Origin of the sequence: Peribacillus sp. NPDC094092 (assembly GCF_050279365.1) — a bacterium.
Lineage (GTDB): Bacteria > Bacillota > Bacilli > Bacillales > DSM-1321 > Peribacillus.
Window position 1 is genome coordinate 1,129,959 of the sequence record NZ_JBNNUC010000002.1, and the last position, 19,034, is coordinate 1,148,992.

The 19,034-nt window shown below is 40.9% G+C and carries 21 protein-coding genes; 18 read left to right on the plus strand and 3 right to left on the minus strand.

Features of this window, described 5'->3' with window-relative positions; genetic code table 11:
* Positions 1–251 precede the first annotated feature (251 nt).
* From ACQKNS_RS14520 to lysA, 6 genes are all read left to right on the plus strand, one after another.
* Positions 252–1,547, plus strand: coding sequence for an NCS2 family permease (locus ACQKNS_RS14520; protein ID WP_427643795.1), 1,296 nt, complete (start codon positions 252–254; stop codon positions 1,545–1,547).
* 155 nt (positions 1,548–1,702) lie between these two features.
* Entirely contained in the window at positions 1,703–2,323 is a 621-nt protein-coding gene (locus tag ACQKNS_RS14525) for a stage V sporulation protein AA (RefSeq protein WP_427644224.1), read from the plus strand.
* Positions 2,313–2,735 carry a stage V sporulation protein AB gene (locus tag ACQKNS_RS14530; RefSeq protein ID WP_427644226.1) on the plus strand — a complete coding sequence of 141 codons (423 nt, stop codon included), beginning with the start codon at positions 2,313–2,315 and terminating at the stop codon, positions 2,733–2,735. Before ACQKNS_RS14525 ends, ACQKNS_RS14530 begins: the two co-directional genes overlap by 11 nt.
* Before the next feature lie 43 nt (positions 2,736–2,778).
* Positions 2,779–3,360, plus strand: a complete 582-nt coding sequence (locus ACQKNS_RS14535; protein ID WP_427643797.1) for a stage V sporulation protein AE — start codon at positions 2,779–2,781, stop codon at positions 3,358–3,360.
* Positions 3,338–4,831 carry a spore germination protein gene (locus ACQKNS_RS14540; protein WP_427643798.1) on the plus strand — a complete coding sequence of 498 codons (1,494 nt, stop codon included), beginning with the start codon at positions 3,338–3,340 and terminating at the stop codon, positions 4,829–4,831. Before ACQKNS_RS14535 ends, ACQKNS_RS14540 begins: the two co-directional genes overlap by 23 nt.
* Before the next feature lie 274 nt (positions 4,832–5,105).
* On the plus strand, positions 5,106–6,434 hold the full coding sequence (lysA, locus tag ACQKNS_RS14545; RefSeq protein ID WP_427643800.1) for a diaminopimelate decarboxylase: 1,329 nt from the start codon (positions 5,106–5,108) through the stop codon (positions 6,432–6,434).
* Positions 6,435–6,471: 37 nt separating this feature from the next.
* Here lysA and ACQKNS_RS14550 read toward each other — a convergent pair whose 3' ends face one another.
* Positions 6,472–7,341 (minus strand): DUF1002 domain-containing protein, encoded by an 870-nt coding sequence (locus ACQKNS_RS14550; protein ID WP_260320734.1) that lies wholly within the window; start codon positions 7,339–7,341, stop codon positions 6,472–6,474.
* A gap of 580 nt (positions 7,342–7,921) precedes the next feature.
* Here ACQKNS_RS14550 and ACQKNS_RS14555 point away from each other — a divergent pair.
* Positions 7,922–8,257: a GNAT family N-acetyltransferase gene (locus ACQKNS_RS14555; RefSeq protein ID WP_377397336.1), complete on the plus strand. Its 336-nt coding sequence runs from the start codon at positions 7,922–7,924 to the stop codon at positions 8,255–8,257.
* A gap of 37 nt (positions 8,258–8,294) precedes the next feature.
* Here the strand turns inward: ACQKNS_RS14555 and ACQKNS_RS14560 are convergent, their stop codons facing one another.
* Together ACQKNS_RS14560 and ACQKNS_RS14565 are read right to left on the minus strand one after the other, a co-directional pair.
* Complete coding sequence (locus tag ACQKNS_RS14560; RefSeq protein ID WP_427643802.1) at positions 8,295–8,831, minus strand: DUF309 domain-containing protein; 537 nt, start codon at positions 8,829–8,831, stop codon at positions 8,295–8,297.
* A 166-nt stretch (positions 8,832–8,997) separates the two neighbouring features.
* Complete coding sequence (locus ACQKNS_RS14565; RefSeq protein WP_082630362.1) at positions 8,998–9,090, minus strand: YjcZ family sporulation protein; 93 nt, start codon at positions 9,088–9,090, stop codon at positions 8,998–9,000.
* 215 nt (positions 9,091–9,305) lie between these two features.
* Between ACQKNS_RS14565 and ACQKNS_RS14570 the strand changes: the two genes are divergently transcribed.
* From ACQKNS_RS14570 to rluB, 11 genes are all read left to right on the plus strand, one after another.
* Entirely contained in the window at positions 9,306–10,073 is a 768-nt protein-coding gene (locus ACQKNS_RS14570; RefSeq protein WP_098370821.1) for a segregation/condensation protein A, read from the plus strand.
* Positions 10,060–10,641: an SMC-Scp complex subunit ScpB gene (gene scpB / locus ACQKNS_RS14575; RefSeq protein WP_427643805.1), complete on the plus strand. Its 582-nt coding sequence runs from the start codon at positions 10,060–10,062 to the stop codon at positions 10,639–10,641. The genes ACQKNS_RS14570 and scpB overlap by 14 nt, the downstream gene beginning before the upstream one ends.
* Before the next feature lie 55 nt (positions 10,642–10,696).
* Positions 10,697–11,113 carry a hypothetical protein gene (locus tag ACQKNS_RS14580; protein ID WP_427643807.1) on the plus strand — a complete coding sequence of 139 codons (417 nt, stop codon included), beginning with the start codon at positions 10,697–10,699 and terminating at the stop codon, positions 11,111–11,113.
* 22 nt (positions 11,114–11,135) lie between these two features.
* Positions 11,136–11,624, plus strand: a complete 489-nt coding sequence (locus ACQKNS_RS14585) for a YpuI family protein (RefSeq protein ID WP_034308117.1) — start codon at positions 11,136–11,138, stop codon at positions 11,622–11,624.
* A gap of 121 nt (positions 11,625–11,745) precedes the next feature.
* Positions 11,746–12,621 (plus strand): superoxide dismutase, encoded by an 876-nt coding sequence (locus ACQKNS_RS14590; protein ID WP_427643809.1) that lies wholly within the window; start codon positions 11,746–11,748, stop codon positions 12,619–12,621.
* A gap of 426 nt (positions 12,622–13,047) precedes the next feature.
* Complete coding sequence (ahpC, locus tag ACQKNS_RS14595; RefSeq protein ID WP_063233159.1) at positions 13,048–13,611, plus strand: alkyl hydroperoxide reductase subunit C; 564 nt, start codon at positions 13,048–13,050, stop codon at positions 13,609–13,611.
* A gap of 178 nt (positions 13,612–13,789) precedes the next feature.
* The gene (locus ACQKNS_RS14600; protein WP_427643810.1) at positions 13,790–15,436 is read left to right on the plus strand and encodes an FAD-dependent oxidoreductase; all 1,647 of its coding nucleotides are present in this window, start codon (positions 13,790–13,792) and stop codon (positions 15,434–15,436) included.
* 147 nt (positions 15,437–15,583) lie between these two features.
* A complete protein-coding gene (locus ACQKNS_RS14605) occupies positions 15,584–16,744 on the plus strand; it encodes a D-alanyl-D-alanine carboxypeptidase family protein (RefSeq protein ID WP_427643812.1) in 1,161 nt (386 codons plus the stop codon).
* A complete protein-coding gene (locus tag ACQKNS_RS14610; RefSeq protein WP_427643814.1) occupies positions 16,737–17,330 on the plus strand; it encodes a nucleoside recognition domain-containing protein in 594 nt (197 codons plus the stop codon). Before ACQKNS_RS14605 ends, ACQKNS_RS14610 begins: the two co-directional genes overlap by 8 nt.
* A gap of 1 nt (position 17,331) precedes the next feature.
* Positions 17,332–17,871 (plus strand): spore maturation protein, encoded by a 540-nt coding sequence (locus ACQKNS_RS14615; RefSeq protein ID WP_427643816.1) that lies wholly within the window; start codon positions 17,332–17,334, stop codon positions 17,869–17,871.
* Between the two features lie 314 nt (positions 17,872–18,185).
* Positions 18,186–18,926: a 23S rRNA pseudouridine(2605) synthase RluB gene (gene rluB, locus ACQKNS_RS14620; RefSeq protein WP_034308106.1), complete on the plus strand. Its 741-nt coding sequence runs from the start codon at positions 18,186–18,188 to the stop codon at positions 18,924–18,926.
* Positions 18,927–19,034: the final 108 nt, after the last annotated feature.

Below are 19,034 nucleotides of genomic sequence, written 5' to 3' on the forward strand. Positions count from 1 at the left end.
ATCTTGATTTTAGGAAAAAGTAAAAGTGATTCCTTTTCAAGTAAGGCGAAAATATGAATGAGGTCGAATTTTTAGTTGAATTTAGGATAAAAAACGAATATTATAGTAAAGGTCGCGTTTCTCATTCGTTTTTTATCTTTCTTTCAATAAAATAACGATCAGGAAAAACGTCGATGCAGTACAATATTAGGACACCTTGTACTTTCGTGCAAACGGTTGTCGGTGTTTCCTTTAGATCTGGAGGTCTAAATATGTTTTTGGAAAAGTTTTTCTCCCTGAAAGAAAATGGGACGGATGTCCGTACAGAAGTCATGGCGGGTGTTACGACATTTTTAACTATGGTTTATATCCTTATTGTGAATCCGGCTTTATTGTCTTCAATCGGAATTCCATTTGAACAAGTTTTCATGGCAACGGTCATATCAGCGGTGATTGGTACCCTTAGCATGGGGCTTATTGCAAAATACCCGATTGCCATAGCACCGGGGATGGGTTTGAATGCTTATTTTGCCAGCGTAGTGGGGGCACAGGGCCTTTCATACCAGACTGTATTCGGTACAGTTTTCATTGCTGGTTTGCTATTTCTATTAATTAGCGTGACAAGCTTGCGTAAAATGATAATTGATGCGATCCCTGATTCATTAAAATATGGCATCACATCCGGAATTGGTTTATTCATTGCGTTTATCGGATTGAAAAATGCCGGAATCGTAGTGCCTAATGAATCAACGATGGTGACGCTTGGAGATTTGCACCAGCCTGGAACCGTTTTAGCTTTAGCAGGTTTATTCATTACCTTGATTTTTATGGCTCGTAATATTAAAGGCGCAATTTTCATTGGTATGATCATTACGGCAATCATTGGCTACTTTATTGGTTTGCTCAACTTTGATGGGGTCTTATCTGTGCCTCCAACACCGGTATTTTTCGATATCGATATTGCTGGGGTCTTCACGAATTCATTATATTCCATTGTTTTCGCCTTTTTACTTGTGACGATCTTTGATACGACAGGAACCTTGATTGGCGTGACGGAACAGGCTGGACTAACGAAGGATGGAAAAATCCCTCGTGCCAAGAAAGCCTTTTTAGGTGATGCGATTGCGACGACAGTCGGTTCGATGTTTGGTACTAGTCCTTCGACGGCCTATGTTGAATCGAGCACGGGAGTGGCCGCAGGCGGACGTACGGGATTAACCGCTACTGTCGTGGCAATTTTGTTTGCTGCGTCGATTTTCTTTTCTCCATTGATATCGGCAATTTCTTCCGTTCAAGCGATCACAGCTCCCGTTTTGATCATTGTAGGATGTTTCATGATGGAAGGGCTAGCTAAAGTAAATTGGAAAATTTTCGATGAGGCATTTCCGGCCTTTGCGATCATTTTAACGATGCCGCTTACTTCAAGTATATCTACAGGGATTGCGATCGGGTTCATTACACTTCCACTTATGAAGGTATTCAGTGGAAAAGGAAAATCGGTACATCCTCTCATTTATATTTTTGGATGTATATTTTTGATCCAGCTGATTTTCTTCCCCACTCATTAATGTATATCTGTAATCAAAAAGACATGCTGTCATTGCAGCGTGTCTTTTTTTTGTTTTCAAATTAGTAATATTTGGACATGGTTCACTTCCTGCATTTTCAAACTGCTTCCAAACCATACTACTAGCATAAGGAAATAAAAGGTCGGGATGTGATGATAGTGGCAGTTGTATATATCAGGATGAGGAACCGTGTACAAGTAAAGGGAAATCAAACGGTGAGGATAAAAGATATTGCAAGGATAATCGGACCTGAAGAAGTGATTACCATTATTGAAGAAATTATATTATTAACGGTCAAGAAGGAAGATAAGAATATTATTGTCGTTGATTTGGCTCAAATTATCGTGGCCATCCGCAAGATGGATCCGACTATTGAACTGGAGACATTCGGGCCCTCCCAAACGATCATCGAAATCATCCTCTCGAAAAAGAAAATGTCATACCTGACATTCGCCCTGGTTTGGTTTTTGTTATTTGTCGGCGGCGGGATGACGATCATGAATTTTCATGTGGATGTCAGCATGGGGGAAGTGCATCAAAAAATCTTCACTATAATCACGGGAAAAGTGGATGATAAGCCGTTATTGATCCAAATCCCATATAGCTTCGGCCTTGGTATGGGCATGATTCTATTTTTTAATCACTTTTTTAAAAAACGCTTCAATGAGGAACCTAGTCCGCTCGAGGTTGAAATGTTCAACTATCAGCAGGATTTGGACAGTTATGTAATCATGAATGAAAATAAGGAGAATGTACGACACCTTGATGACCGGTAAAATCATCTTTGGAATCTTTGTCGGTTTAGCTGGGGGATTTGCGACAGGTGCGGGTTTTGTAGCGTTTTTAACTGTACTTGGGGTGATTCCGAGACTGACTCAGCTGACAAAAACAATGAAGATGATTCATTACTACGAAGGAGCCATCATTGCCGGCGTTGTCGCAGGAACATGGTTAGGATTACAGGAAACGGAACTTTCCCTCCCATATTTTTTATTGATTCCAATCGGTTTGGCTGACGGGATATTTAATGGAATGCTTGCTGCTGCCCTAACTGAAGTCCTGAATGTGTTTCCGGTTCTGTCAAAGCGGATCGGAATTCAAGAGAAAATCATTTATCTGTTAATGGCACTTGTATTGGGAAAAATAGCCGGATCATTATTCCAATGGATTTATTTAGTGGATTTATAAGTTTATGAGGTAACTATTCCTGATGATGAAAGGTAGGCCCAAGATGGTGACCAAACGAAAAGTGATATTGATTACGGATGGAGATGAGTATGCGAAACGGGCTGTCGAGCATGTAGCCAAGGAAATAGGGGGCAGGTGTATCTCGATGTCCCAAGGTAATCCATCACGATATACGGGCTTGGAGCTAGTTGAATTAATAAAAAAGGCGAAGTATGATCCTGTATTGGTCATGTTTGATGATAGCGGTTTCATCGGTGAAGGATCAGGCGAACAGGCGATGAAGGTAGTTGCCGGCCACCCTGATATTCATGTCCTTGGAGTGATAGCGGTCGCTTCAAAGACTAGAAGGGAAGAATGGACCAAAGTGGATATCTGTATTGACCGTGATGGTAACCTGACACCGAATGGGGTTGATAAATACGGCGCCGAAGAATTTGAACTCGGCAAGATTACAGGGGATACGGTGTATTGCATCGATCAATTGCATGTTCCCATAGTAGTAGGGATAGGGGATATCGGGAAAATGTCTCATCAGGACGATTTTAAAAGAGGAGCACCGATAACGAAGCTAGCGGTGGAAATCATATTGGAAAGGAGTGGTCATGATGACTTCAGAAAAACCTGAAAACATGAAACCGATACCGGATAGAGTAGCGGAAGTTGACGCGTACATGAAAGAGAAAGTAGGTCTGGGCGTCAGCTTTGACTTAGGTGTAAGGAGGATAAAGGTCCTAAGAAAAGATGTGCATCTTTACTATATAAACGGGCTGACGGATACAGAGTACATCATTGATATCCTCGATTCTCTTATTCATAACAAAAATGCGGAAATCTTGACTACTAAAGTTTTTGATGCAGTCAAAGAGTTGCTTGTACACCAATCCGTTGAGGAAATAAAGACGATGGATGAACTTGTTGATCAGGTATTATCCGGTTTGATAGTCGTTGTTGTTGATGGTAAACCAATAGGATTGGTTGTGGATGTCAGGAGTTATCCCGGGAGACAGCCAGTAGAACCCGACACGGAAAAAGTCGTCCGTGGATCAAGGGACGGTTTTGTCGAAAATATCATCATTAACACAGCAATAACAAGACGGAGGATCAGGGATGAAAGATTGCGTTTCGAAATGTTGCATGTAGGGGAACGATCGAAAACGGATATATCCATCGGCTACATTAAAGATATTGCCGATCCTGATTTAATTGAAATCGTTCGTAAGGAATTGAATAGCATTGAGGTTGATGGCATAACGATGTCTGATAAAACGATCGAAGAGTTCATCGTCAAGCAAAGATATAACCCATACCCTCTTGTCAGGTACACGGAACGGGCTGATGTAGCTGCAACCCATTTACTTGAGGGGCATGTCCTTATTTATGTGGATACGTCACCGAGTGTCATCATTACCCCGTCCACCCTTTTCCATCACATGCAGCATGCTGAGGAATATCGGCAGGCACCTGCCGTTGGATCCTTGGTGCGCTGGGTCCGTTTTTTGGGAATTTTCGTTTCGTTATACTTGCTGCCGATTTGGTTATTGTTTTGTTTAGAGCCCTCCCTCCTGCCGGAGAAGTTCGAGTATATCGGGCCGAATGACAAAACGCATATACCCATTGTGATCCAAATCTTCATTTCCGATATTGGGATAGAATTTTTAAGGATGGCGGCCGTTCATACCCCGACCCCGCTTTCTACAGCAATGGGCTTGGTTGCGGCAGTTTTGATAGGACAGATAGCGATAGATGTTGGCCTATTTGTCCCTGAGGTGGTTCTCTATGCTTCCGTAGCGACAATCGGTACATTTGTCACTCCAAGTTTAGAATTAGGGGTTGCAAATAAAATTTCCCGCTTAGTCCTGCTAGTGTTGGTCGCTTTATTTAAAGTGCCTGGCTTAATCATTGGCATCACACTCTACATTATTTTGCTTACTAGTATAAAAACGTTAAATACGCCTTATTTATGGCCGCTTCTCCCGTTTCAGCCGAAGGCCCTGTCACATATAATATTTAGAAGGCCTTATCCTGGAACTATAGAACGTCCGAGTATTGTACATCCCCAGGATCTATATAGGCAGCCGAGAAAATCTAAAGGTTGATGTTGTCGAAAAGTTGTGGTAATTTAATTTTATTCGGATAAAGAGGTATTGTTAGGCTTCACAAAGAGATAGAGCTACTAGGACTCTTTGGAGTTTAAACCAATCTGTCTTTCCCTTCGAACTACAAAGCAGTCATAGAAAAAATATTTACATTGAATATCGATTCGGATGAGGCTTGTTCATATAGAGGACCTTTTACAGCAGGGTTTCTTTATTTGAGGCTGCCTCATTTCTTAATTAATCTTTAGTTTTAAGTCAGGAAGGTGAGGCTATCATGCATTTGTACGGAACCGGTGGTGTAAATGAACGTGGACATCTGGAGATTGGCGGAGTGGACACGATCGAATTGATCGAGCAATTTGGAACACCATTATATGTTTATGACGTAGAGCTAATTCGCGAACGGGCAAGAGGGTTCAAGCGAACATTTGAGGAATTGGGGATTTCAGCTCAAGTTGCCTACGCAAGTAAGGCTTTTTCTTCGATTGCCATGATTCAGTTGGCAGAGCAAGAAGGACTTTCTCTCGATGTTGTCTCAGCAGGCGAATTGTATACGGCAATTAAGGCAAATTTCCCAACAGAACGGATTCATTTTCATGGAAATAACAAAAGTGAAGAAGAGCTACATATGGCTTTGGATCATGACATTGGCTGTATAGTAGTCGATAATTTTTCAGAGTTGACACTGTTGGAAGAGATTTGTACAAACCGTGAACAAAAGGTGAAAATCCTTCTTCGTGTAACACCAGGTATCGAAGCCCACACGCATGATTATATTTTGACAGGGCAAGAAGATTCGAAATTTGGTTTTGATTTAATTAACGGCCAGGCCGAAGCTGCCCTTCGTCAAGCACTGCAAAGTGATTTCCTCGAAGTGCTGGGGCTTCACTGCCATATCGGGTCCCAGATCTTTCAAACGACCGGTTTCCTGCTTGCAGCCCAAAAAATTATCGGCAAGCTGAATGATTGGCACGGCTCGGCAGGGTTTCAACCAAAGGTATTGAATCTCGGAGGGGGGTTCGGGATTCGGTATACACAAGAGGACGACCCGCTGCCGGCATCTCAATATGTTGAGGAAATCGTCAGGGAAGTGCAGAACCTGATTGCCGATTCCGATTTAGTGATGCCTGAAATCTGGATCGAACCTGGCCGTTCATTAGTCGGGGACGCCGGTGTGACATTGTATAAGGTCGGTTCCGAAAAGGAAGTTCCTAATGTCCGTAAATATATTGCCGTTGATGGTGGCATGAGTGATAATATACGTCCCGCTCTTTACGAAGCGAAATATGATGCCATTCTTGCAAACCGGCCCCTTGACCCTGTAGAAGAGACAGTATCCATTGCCGGGAAATGCTGTGAAAGCGGAGATATGTTGATTTGGGATTTACCATTGCCAAAAGCCGGCCGCGGTGATGTCTTGGCGGTATTTTGTACAGGGGCATACGGATATTCCATGTCGAATAATTACAATCGGATTCCAAGACCGGCTGTCGTCTTTGCCGAAAAAGGAGAAGCCCGGTTGGTCATCAAACGAGAGACGTACGATGATCTTATTCATTTGGATTTGGCCCTTCATGAAGCGGCAGTCGTCACGAAAGAATAGAAAAAAGGATGGCAGTGGCCATCCTTTTTTTATTTGATTAGCTGAAAAGTGACTTGATCGCGTCTATTAAACTACTGAAGACTTCTTTCAATTTATCCAGAAATGATTGACCTTCTTCGGATTCAAGAAAGTTGGAAAGTTTATCTTTAGCTGCAGTAAGCTGATCACCGACAGCGTTCCAATCAATATCCAATTCTTTTAGCTTATTGAATAAATCAATTAAACTTTGAACTTGGGCATCATTTAAGGTGATTCCAAGGTCTTTTGCAGAAGACTCGACAACTTCGCGGACCTCTTCAGTATTGGCTGGTGGATTTGCAGCCATTTCCTCTTTGATTTTCGTAACCAGTGCAGAGGCTTCTTCTGTACCGATTTCGTCACCCAATTTTGCTGTTTTTACCATTTCTTCATTCGCTGCCTGTTTCACATCTTCAGGAATCTTCTTGTCGGCAGAGATTTCATAGGCTTTAATGACTCCTGTCAAAGCCGCTGTACCGGAAACGGGTATAGGTGCAGTGACATAAACGGTAGCATCCTTTACTCCAGCAGTTGCCAGTGCATTGATATACATTTCATCGGTAACCCAGTTAATGTTTTTCGACTCCAGTTTAAGTCCGGTACCTTTTTCCTCCAAAGTAATGGCGGAAGATGAAATCGCTTTTGTACCGATCAGACGGCTAGCGATATAGTCTCCCAAGTATTCATGTTCCTCCGCATTTGTAACCGTCAGGACCTCAACATCGTTCGGTGCTTTCATTTCTGATAAAATCATATTTTTTTGTTCATTTGTCAGATTCTCACCAAGTGTGACGATCATTTCACCAACAGCTGCATCTGCAAAAGCCTTATATGGCAATAATAGACATAATAAAATGGTCACAATGACCCATTTATTCATTTTTTTCATGATAATCCTCCTTAACTTTTCCTGCTGAATTGGGAATCTTTCAATAAAAGGGCGGCGCTTTAAATCAGATTCATAGTATTTGACGAAACAAAGGATAAAAAAGATACATATTTTCCTGAAAAAAATTTATATAGCCCTGGATAGCTACGGTTTTAAACGAAAAAGTTTGGTGTATCTTTGCCTTTTTTACCTAAGAGGGCACTCTATGAACCTAGATCACTTTACCAATGTAGTAAAATCGAAGCAAGATTGCAAGGATATTTGTCAGATTGTGTTAAGTTATAGTAGAATGAATTCGATATTTAAATATTTGGACCATTCATAAAGGGAGTATGGGATGAGGAAAAGTAATAAGGCTCTTTTACTTATGATGCTTATTATCGCTTTGATGTGGGGAATCATATATTGGCTGTTTATCGCTTAGCATATAGCACATCGATAAATCAAGTGCTGAAAGTGATGTTGAAACGAACGAGGTTTTTATGTATGATGTAAATGATATATGTGAGGATCATTATTCAAAGCAAATTAATTGGAAACAGGAAGATAATAAAAACGTTATTTAGTAACGAGGGATATTATGTTGATTAAGTATAAGAAAAGTTATGAGAAATTTGCCATGGGATTATTATCTTTCATGCCAAATGAAAAAGAGATAAAAACGCTTCGGAATACGATGAAGAATTATGAAACGGATGAAAATCTACAGCTGTTCTTATGGAAAGATGAAGAGATTACGGGCTTGATCGGGATAGAAGTCTCTCCAAACCATATTGAGATACAACATATATCCGTAAATCCATCCTTCCGGAAGCAAGGTATCGGTAAAACGATGGTCAGGGCCATCAAGGAGCAATATCCTGACAAAGAATTGAAAGCAAATGAGTTTACGGAAAGCTTTCTTGACAGGTGTTAAGATTTTTGAATAGGAAAGCATAAATGGAGGACCGCCTTTAAGGGCGGTCCTCCATTCTTGTTTTTCGAAGGGATAGTTGCCGAGCCCTTTCTGAAATGACATCCGAACGGTCACGAATCAGATGCTTATCAACTATGGATGAATTAGACATGTCGCTATCCGTACCCCAAATGTACCCTTCTTGCAAACAGATGGACTGGCATTTTTCGATCAAGCTTTTATCGGTTATCGGCAGATCAATGCTTTTATATGGCTTATGTGATGACATTCGCTCATGGGTATCCTCGAGCAATTTGAACAGTCGTTCTGGATCGAGTCCCAACTTCAGGATCTCGGCCTTTTTATGGTGAAGATTTGCTAGGGCTTTAGACAAGGTCCTTACAGCACCTTTTTTGTTTCCCCTGCGATCATGATACAGGGCAACCGCAATTTGAATGAGCCCGACCCAATGAGAGTCACGCTCTTTTGGTGCGGTTTCCTTCCAATATTCTTCAAGAATTTCATGACATTCGAAGTAATCCCTTGGCCCATGGAAATGGACAAGGAAAGAAAGGTAGTCTTCCGCGTAATTCAATAGGAGCACCCCTTTTGTTTGATGGATTCATCTAAAGTAAGGCAAAAAGCCATTTCTAATAGCCTAACACCCGCTATGTATACACACTAAGTTTAGCATAGATTTTTTTCTTGGAAAATAAAGAAAGCCGATTGCAAAGCAATCAGCTTGATTCATCAGTCTTCAATTAACACCATGAAGCACCGACGATAACTAATAAAATGAACAATACTACTATAAACGCGAATCCGCCGCCGCTTCCAAAACCACCTGCACCCATAATGAGTACCTCCTTTGTTCTGCTATTCTTACATTTCTAGGTTATGTTGGATTTCAGAATGTGATTGGGCAATGACCCATTTGACGGTAATCCCAAATAAAAACTTTTCTAAGGTCAGTAAATTATTATTTGGATAAAGGGCGGCAATCCACTATACTTGATTAGTAAAAGAAATAGGTCTATATGGACCAATTAGATTTAAATGAGGTAATTTAATGGGTTATAATATAAAAATTGACGCTTTCGAAGGACCGATGGATTTACTTCTGCATTTGATTAATCGCCTGGAAATAGACATCTACGATATTCCGATGGCTGATATTACAGATCAATACCTAAGTTACATCCATACGATGCAGCATCTTGAATTGGATGTCGCCAGCGAATATCTGGTGATGGCTGCAACGCTGCTTGCCATCAAGAGTAAAACGCTGCTTCCAAAGCATGAAGATGAACTGATGATTGATGAAGATGGGGAAATATTTGAGGAAGATCCACGTGATGAGCTGGTGGAAAAACTATTAGAATATAAAAAGTATAAAAATGCAGCCGAAGAATTTAAAGGGATGGAAGAAGAAAGAAGCTTGATTTTCACCAAACCCCCTAGCGATTTATCAGTTTATGTAAAAGAAGCGGAAAGTGATAAGCAAGAGTTGAATATCAGTCTATACGATATGTTGGGGGCTCTTCAAAAACTGCTGCGAAGGCAAAAAATTCAAAAGCCGCTTTATACGAAGGTAACAAAACAAGAGATATCGATAGAGAAACGAATGGATGAAATCATGATTGAGTTACAATCGATTAAAGGAAAGAAAAGTTTTTTTGAACTGTTCTCGCTCCCTGTTAAAGAGCATATCGTCATCACTTTCATGGCGGTGCTGGAACTGATGAAATTAAATGAGATCATCGTTGAACAGGAAGATAATTTTTCGGATATCATGATTGCTGCTAAGGAAGGTGTAGAACCAGTTGGAAGTTATTAATTGGAAAGGGATTCTTGAGGCATTATTGTTTGCTGCCGGAGATGAAGGGCTATCCGTCAAACAAATTGCCTCTGTCCTGGAAATTACGGAATATCAAGCAACGGACATCGTTGAAAGTTTAAAAGAAGAATATATATCGGATGTACGAGGGATTCAGGTGATCGAAATAGCGGGTGTTTATCAAATGACGACAAAGAAAGAGCACTCGGATTACTTGAAAAGGCTGGTGGAAACATCAAGCAATCAAGGATTGTCACAGGCGGCTTTGGAAACACTCGCAATCATTGCCTATAAGCAGCCGATTACTAGAGCTGAAATTGATGAAATTCGCGGAGTGAAAACGGATCGTCCCATTCATACACTTGTCACTAAAGTCTTAATAAAAGAGGTCGGACGTGCTGAAGGCTCGGGCCGGGCTTATTTATATGGGACAACAAAAGAGTTTTTGGATTGCTTCGGCCTGAATTCCATCGATGAATTGCCGCCTCTCGCCGATAATTCGGATGATGGCTTTGAAAATGATGAAGCCGATCTGTTTTTTGAAAAATTTCAGCAAACAATCGAATAACATTTTTCAATAAATTGTGATAATATAGAAAAAAATGAATGCGGAGGGATTGCGGGTGCGAATTGTAGCATGCAATGGGTTTGGGCTTGAAAAGGAAAAGTCAAATTCACCTGAGGAATTCTTTAATCGATCCGTTATACGATACATAAAGGATGGAGAAGAAAAGACGCTGAATGTACTGTATCTTCGCTATTTTGATGAGATGGTCACCCGTTGGACCCCATATCCCGCCAATCCTATATTCAAAAGTCCTAACAGAGATATTTATATGGCTGATATCATTGCCATGGTCTGTCTACTCAAAGACCCGAACCTGGTTAACCGAAAACGTATTTATATAAATGCAGAAAAAGAGCTGGCTGGTTATTTCGAAAATATAGATTTTCAAAAATTGGAGAAAGTGTTTATATCGATTGACCAAGCTAAACCATATGATATAGAGTCACATGTTGACTATTATATTCAATCTTAATCATTTTGAGGAGGGTTCACGGTTGGGGAATACATTGGTAAAATCTCAGCTTGAGGATGTAAAAGGGTTTTTAGAAACGACAGTGGCTCAACTAGAGGAATTTATAAATGAGACGACCTATTCTAAGCTGCAAGAAGAAAAAAGCGGGGATGAAACCTATTATAAAGGAATCCTTTCCAGTTTAAGAAGAATGCTTGTAAGTTGTGAAGAGGGCTTGGAGGCTTGCCAAATCGTTCTGAAAAATGATGTTTTCAATAAAGCTGCAGCTGAAAAGACGCTTTATAGAGTTTATCATCAATGTATCGAAGAATACTTTTCCCCAAAATCAGATCGGTGGTTTGAGGACAGCAGATCTGCCTATACAGGAAAAAACTCGATTAAATTTCACCAAAGTGTACCTGACAGCATAATATCCATTCTGAAGGCCGTGGAAAGTGGATTCCAGACCATGCGTGAAGAATTGGAGTTTTATGAAACGGATTACCGGACGAAAATGTTACAGTCAAGATAATGAAACAGCTGGGCTTAAATGGCCTAGCTGTTTTTTTTTGCTATAAATGGAATCTCCGCTTAATCGAAACATAAAATACTTTGATGATTTATGTGCCTAAAGGTTAAGAGGAGGTTGCAAGATGTTTGATGAAAGAGATTATGCTAAAGAGGTAAGTGATTGGATTGATGGAGTGATGGAATATCTTGAGAAGATCGATATCACCGATTCGCCATTGCTGTCAAATATTGAACGGCTTTCCCAATTGACAAAAGATATGGATGAGGAAGAAATGGATTATGAGCATATGGTCCTGATCGAAGAAGAGATGGCTCGGGTCTATGAGGAAATTGAAGAACTCGCTAGAGAATTCAGTGTACAGGATAGGCAGCCAGTGCCGATTGGGAAGCATACGCTACCGCCTTTGCCTTATGCGTATGATGCGTTGGAACCGACGATTTCAAGGGAAATCATGTATCTGCACCATGATAAGCATCATCAAACATATGTCGATGGTCTGAATAAAGCGGAATTGATGATGAAAAAAGCGAGGGAAACGAGAGATTTTTCCTTGTTGAAACATTGGGAGAAGGAAGCAGCCTTTCATGGGTCAGGCCATTATCTGCATACGCTGTTCTGGGAAGAGATGATACCGGGAGGGGGCGGACAGCCAAGGGGGGAATTACTCAAACAGATTGAGACGGATTTTGGAAGCTTTGCCGCTTTTAAGAGTCATTTTAGCGAAGCTGCCAAACAAGTAGAAGGTGTTGGCTGGGCGATTCTAGTCTGGGTTCCGCGTGCGCGGCGGCTAGAAATACTTCAATCGGAATTGCATATGGTTTTGACTCAGTGGGATACGATCCCAATTCTTGTTCTTGATGTATGGGAACATGCTTATTACCTGCAATATAAAAATAATCGGGCAGCCTATGTGGACAAATGGTGGGACGTTGTAAACTGGCCGAAAACAGCCGTAAGGTTCACCGAAGCGAAAAAGCTTATTTGGAAAAAGCAATGACTAAATAAAATAGAACCAATTACCAAATATACGGGCCGAGTGGGTTCGTATTTTTTTTTGAAATTTTATTAAGAATTTTTTAGGGAAAATATGGGAAGGATATGAAGGGTGAGCTGTAAATTTTTTTTGGAAGCGACTTATGATTCTCATTTGGATATCATAATTAGATTGAAAAGGAGATGATATCATCTCACGAAATAATGAGCATGTGTCTTATTTAAATCCTTGAAATAACATTGGAAATGTGTTAAGAATGCTACTTTGAAGTACTATCGGTTTTTAAAAATAATTAATTTATATCAATATAAAAACTGTGACCAATTTGTGAACTTAAAAATTATTAAGGTATATTTATTGACTAGTTTCTATTTAATAATTATTATAAACAGGAGCAGATAAAAAAATTAGCTATTGGAGGAATTTATTATGTCATTGATCAATAAACAAGTTGAAGATTTTAAAGTACAAGCTTACCATGCAGGAGAATTCAAAGAAGTTACACTTGAAGATGTTAAAGGAAAATGGGCAGTATTCTTTTTCTATCCAGCTGACTTCTCTTTCGTATGTCCGACTGAATTAGCTGATCTTCAAGATAACTATGAAACATTCAAGGAAATTGGTTGTGAAGTTTACTCAGTTTCTACAGATACTCATTTCAGCCACAAAGGATGGGCTGATGCAACTGATACAATCGGTAAAATCCAATATCCAATGTTAGCTGACCCAGCAAACGTTTTATCCCGTCAATTCGGTGTATTGATTGAAGAAGATGGATTGGCTCTACGTGGAACTTTCATCGTAAATCCAGAAGGACAAATTAAAGCATACGAAATTAATGACCTAGGAATTGGCCGTAATGCTGAAGAACTAGTTAGAAAAGTTCAAGCTGCACAATTCGTAGCGGAACATGGAGATAAAGTGTGCCCTGCAAAATGGACTCCAGGTGAAGCCACTCTAGAACCAAGCCTAGACCTTGTAGGAAAACTTTAATTTTTAATGGGATGGTCCATTTATACAGGTAATGGACATACCCAGCATTGATTACGATTACTGGGACAACTCGTCCTTCAAGATCTTAAGACAAAAGGCACTTACCTAAAATAAGTGCCTTTTGTTTTTCAAAATAATCAGTTTAGCACGTATTATCATTCAGCAAGGAGCACATAAGATGAAAAAAATATATGATTTATTAATTATTGGTGGCGGACCTGCAGGCCTCTCAGCCGGCGTTTATGCAGGAAGAGCTAAGTTAAAAACAATAATTCTTGAAAAAGGAACTGGCGGCGGACAAGCTGCAACCACATCGGAAATAGCCAATTATCCTGGTATCCGTCATATCTCGGGCCCTAGGTTAGTTGAAGAAATGAAGCTTCAAAACGAAGATTTTGGCGTTGAATTCGCCAAAGCTGATGTAACGGGCGTGGATTTCTCCAGTGAGGTGAAAGTCGTTAAAACCCTTGGCGGGGACTATCATGCCCGCGCCGTCATCATTGCAACGGGTGCTACTCCAAGAACACTAGGATTTCCAGGTGAAGAGGAATTTACTGGCCGCGGTGTAGCATATTGTTCAACATGTGATGGTGAATTCTTTGAAGGGTTGGAAGTTTTCGTTATCGGGGCAGGATATGCAGCTGCTGAAGAGGCTATATTCCTGACACGCTTTGCTACAAAAGTTACAATTATCGCCCGGGAATCAAGCTTCTCGTGTGCCCCGTCCATCGTGGATAAAGTAATGGCAAATGATAAGATTGAAGTGAAATTCAATACAGAGATCCTTGGGGTATATGGAGACGGGATGATTCAAAGTGCCCGATTCATCAATAATGAGACTAAAGAAGAATTTGAATATAAGGCGAAGGAAGAAGACAGTACATTTGGAGTGTTCGTTTTCATAGGGTATGAGCCGAAAACAGAAATTTTCAAGGGCCATATCGAAATGGATCATGCGGGATACATTTTAACCGATGATGATATGAAGACTAATGTGAAAGGTGTATATGCAGCGGGTGACCTAAGACCAAAATCCTTGCGCCAGATTATTACAGCTGTATCTGATGGAGCGATTGCAGCAACGGATGCCGGTAAATATATTGAAGAAGAAAAAGATCGCCTAGGAATCAAGGATGAACCTGAAGTTGAAAAACCGGCGAAAAAAGAACAGGCTGCTGTCCCGGCAGGGAAGAGCGCTTTATTAAGCGATGCGTTACGCGGCCAATTAAAGGGAATCTTCGGCAAGATGGAGAGCGAAGTAACATTGGTGTCGATCGTCGATGAAAGTTTGCCAAAATCAGTCGAATTGCGAGACTTCTTGTTGGATGTTGCAGAATTAGGAGACAAGCTGCATCTTGAGTTATACAACAAGGGGGAAAGTCCGGAAATTGAAGAAAAAATCAATGCAGATAAGTTCCCTGTCGTTTCCCTCTTAAATTCGAACGGTGAGTACAGCGGCGTCAAATACCACGGCGTCCCAGGCGGCCATGAATTGAATTCCTTCATTTTGGCTATCTATAACTTGGCCGGACCTGGTCAAGCATTGGATTCAGTCGTATTGAATTCAATTAAGGGAATCAGTAAAAAAGCGAACATTAAGGTTATGGTTTCATTGGCATGTCACTACTGCCCAGACGTTGTAGTGGGTGCACAGCGCATTGCGATTGAAAACCCTAACGTTGAGGCTGAAATGGTCGATATAAGTAATTTCCAGGATATCAAGAAGAAATATAAAGTCATGAGCGTGCCGGCCATGATCATCAATGATGAAGAAGTGGTATTCGGAGCTAAGAAAATTGATGAAATCGCTGCATTATTAGTATGATAGAACACTAAATCGATAGGGGCCCCTATCGATTTTTTTTATGTTGATAATCAATGGATATCATGAAGGTTTACATTCTTTTATTCATAACCCTTGTCCATTTGCATAAACTTGTACAAAAACAAGTAAAGAGACGAGGGGGCACTCATGCGTTTTCTATATAAAGGGTTATCAAGTTTGTGTATCGTCATTCTCCTGTTGTCTTTTATGGCACCCGTACAAAGCGCTAATGCAAATGTATCCGTAAGTGCCCATAGTGCAATTTTAATGGATGAGGAAAGCGGAAGGGTCATATATGAAGTGAATGCTCATGAAAAGAACCGCATAGCAAGCATTACGAAAATAATGACGGCTATCTTGGCTATTGAATCGGGACTAATGGATGAAACAGTGAAGGTGAGCAGCAATGCCTTCGGGACGGAGGGCTCGTCACTTTATCTGAAAGAAGGAGAAAAAATCAAGCTCGAAGATTTGGTTTACGGCTTGATGCTTCGTTCAGGTAATGATGCAGCGGTCGCAATCAGCGAAAAGGTTGGTGGAAGCCTGGATGGATTCGTGTGGATGATGAATCAAAAGGCGGAAGAAATCGGGATGAAAAATACCCATTTTTCAAATCCACATGGTTTGGATGATTCGAAGAACCATTATTCAACCGCATATGATATGGCCATACTCACTCGTTATGCCATGCAAAATGAAACGTATGCAAAGATTTCCGGCACAAAAGAACATAGGGCACCTAATTCCACAGAACAATGGGATTATGTATGGAAGAACAAAAACCGCCTACTTACTCAATTATATGAGTATTGCACGGGGGGAAAAACCGGGTATACCAAACTAGCAAAACGTACCTTGGTCACGACCGCAACAAAAAATGGGCATGACCTGATTGCTGTGACATTGAATGGTCCGGATGATTGGAATGATCATATTCAAATGTACGAATCCGCATTTAAGGATTATAAGCCAACAGAAATTTTACCTGAAGGCATGGTGAAGGATCTGGAAAATAAAATATATAAAGGGCATGTCTACATTAAAAATGATTTTTCGTACCCACTGACAAAAGAAGAGAGAAAGCTGGTCAATGTGAAAATGAAATTGTTGAAGCCGCAGCGGGCCTGGAAGGATAAAAGGAAAATCCCGGCAGTGGTCGGCAGAGCATCCATTTATCTCGACGGAAAGAAAATAGGCAGTCGTTCGATTTTTTATGGGGAATCAAAAGAAAGCTTCAAGCAACAATCATTCCAATCCTCATGGGCTGATGTATTTGAAGCAGTATTGGGAATCGGACGCAATGGTTAATTACATTTGGGTCGGGATGTTTGTGGTTGGTATTGTCTTTGGCATGATTAATGGGACGATGGATCAAGTGAATGAAGCTCTTTTTGTCAGCGCAAAAGAAGCGGTCACCCTTTGCTTGGGACTGATGAGCATACTTGTCTTTTGGCTGGGATTGATGAAAATAGCGGAGGAATCGGGGCTGTTAGATAAACTATCCAATTTATTCAAGCCGTTCATGAGATGGTTATTCCCTGAAGTGCCTCCCAATCATCCCGCTATGGGTTATATACTTTCCAATATGATGGCAAACACATTCGGATTGGGGAATGCAGCTACGCCTCTTGGTATAAAAGCCATGGAACAGCTAAAGAAACTAAATGGGGGAAAAGCAACGGTAAGCCGCTCGATGGTCACTTTTTTAGCCATCAATACATCAAGCGTAACGTTGATTCCAACTACTGTCATTGCTATCCGCATGAATTACGATGCCCACTCCCCGACGGACATCGTTTTTCCGACCATAATAGCAACCGCCATTTCTGCAGTTGGAGGAATCGCCATAGATCGATATTTTTATTACAAGAGAAAGAGGAGCGGGAGGGAATAGGATGTTGCACTGGATGACCACCATTTCAATTTGGATGATACCGACTTTGATCCTCTGTATATTACTGTACGGCACATTGAAAAGAGTGCCTACATATGAGACCTTCGTTGAGGGGGGGAAAGAAGGAATCAGCATGTCTTTTTCCCTCATCCCTTTCCTGGTAGGGATGCTAGTGGCGATTTCAGTATTTAGGGCATCAGGGGCCTTGGATTTCATTGTGCAATCACTGCACCCCTTGCTTTCCCTTTTTCATTTCCCGTCTGAAGTTTTACCCCTTGCGATCATCCGGCCAATATCCGGAACAGCCGCTTTAGGAATAACCAGCGACCTGATCTCCGTTTATGGACCGGATTCCTTTATTGGGCGCTTGGCTGCCACGATTCAGGGAAGTACAGATACCACCTTCTATGTATTGACCGTTTATTTTGGGGCTGTCGGGATCAAAAAAATGGGTGATGCCCTAAAGGTCGGTCTTTTGGCAGACTTAATCGGTATCATAGCTGCCGTGATCGTCGTCACATTGGTTTTCGGTATGAATTAAAGGCTAGGGAAATGGGCGATTCCATTTCTTTTTTTTTGTTTTTTTCTTAAACAATCGGCTATGTTAAGCTCTCCATTTTTAAACGGAATCGGACTTTCATCCAAAAGAAACATTTTTTTGTATGGAAAAATAAGCTATGTTACACTCATTATGGAAACCAACCCATTTAACCGTCCCGTTATTGGTGTAATAATAAAAGAAAAGCTCTTATTCGCGAAAAACCTTTTGTTTTTGCCTCTCAATATGTAATAATTGTATGATTGTGTATGTATAGACAATAACAAACGAATGATTATACTATGGGGTGAAGATAGATGGAACGATTACAAAAGGTGATAGCACATGCTGGACTGGCTTCCCGCCGAAAAGCAGAAGAGTTGATTTTAGAAGGTAAGGTAAAAGTGAACGGCAAAGTAGTGAAGGAATTAGGTGTGAAAGTTGGGCCTAATGATAAGGTTGAGGTTAATGAAGTCCCGCTAGAAAAGGAAGCACCGGTTTATTTCCTATTCTATAAACCGCGCGGCGTCATTTCGGCAGTTTCTGATGATAAGAATAGAAAAGTCGTAACTGACTTTTTCCCTTACATCAATGAACGGATTTATCCAGTTGGCCGCTTGGATTACGATACTTCGGGCTTATTGATTTTAACCAATGATGGTGAGTTTGCAAACACGTTAATGCACCCGAAGCATGAGGTGGATAAAGTGTATGTAGCAAAAGTGAAAGGGATGCCTTTGCGTGAAAGCTTGAAAAAGTTGGATAAAGGGATAAAGTTGGAGGATGGCAAGACTGCACCGGCAAAGACAAGGGTATTGTCTACCGACAAGAAAAAGGAAACGGCGATAGTAGAAATCACAATACATGAAGGAAGGAACAGGCAAGTCCGCCGGATGTTCGAAGCAATTGGCCATCCCGTCATTAAATTGAAGAGGGAACAATATGGTTTCTTGACCTTGGACGGTTTAACAGCCGGAGATTCCCGGGAGCTGACTCCACATGAAGTTAAATTGATGCGGACTTTAGCAACGACCGAACCTAAACAGCGGAGAATGTAAGAAAGTATTTTTCCTGTATTAATAGGTTGAACCCACTACCGCATTCTTCCCCTGGAAGAATGGGTGGTGGAACAATCTGTAAACACCTTTTCCTTCATGAATCAGGAA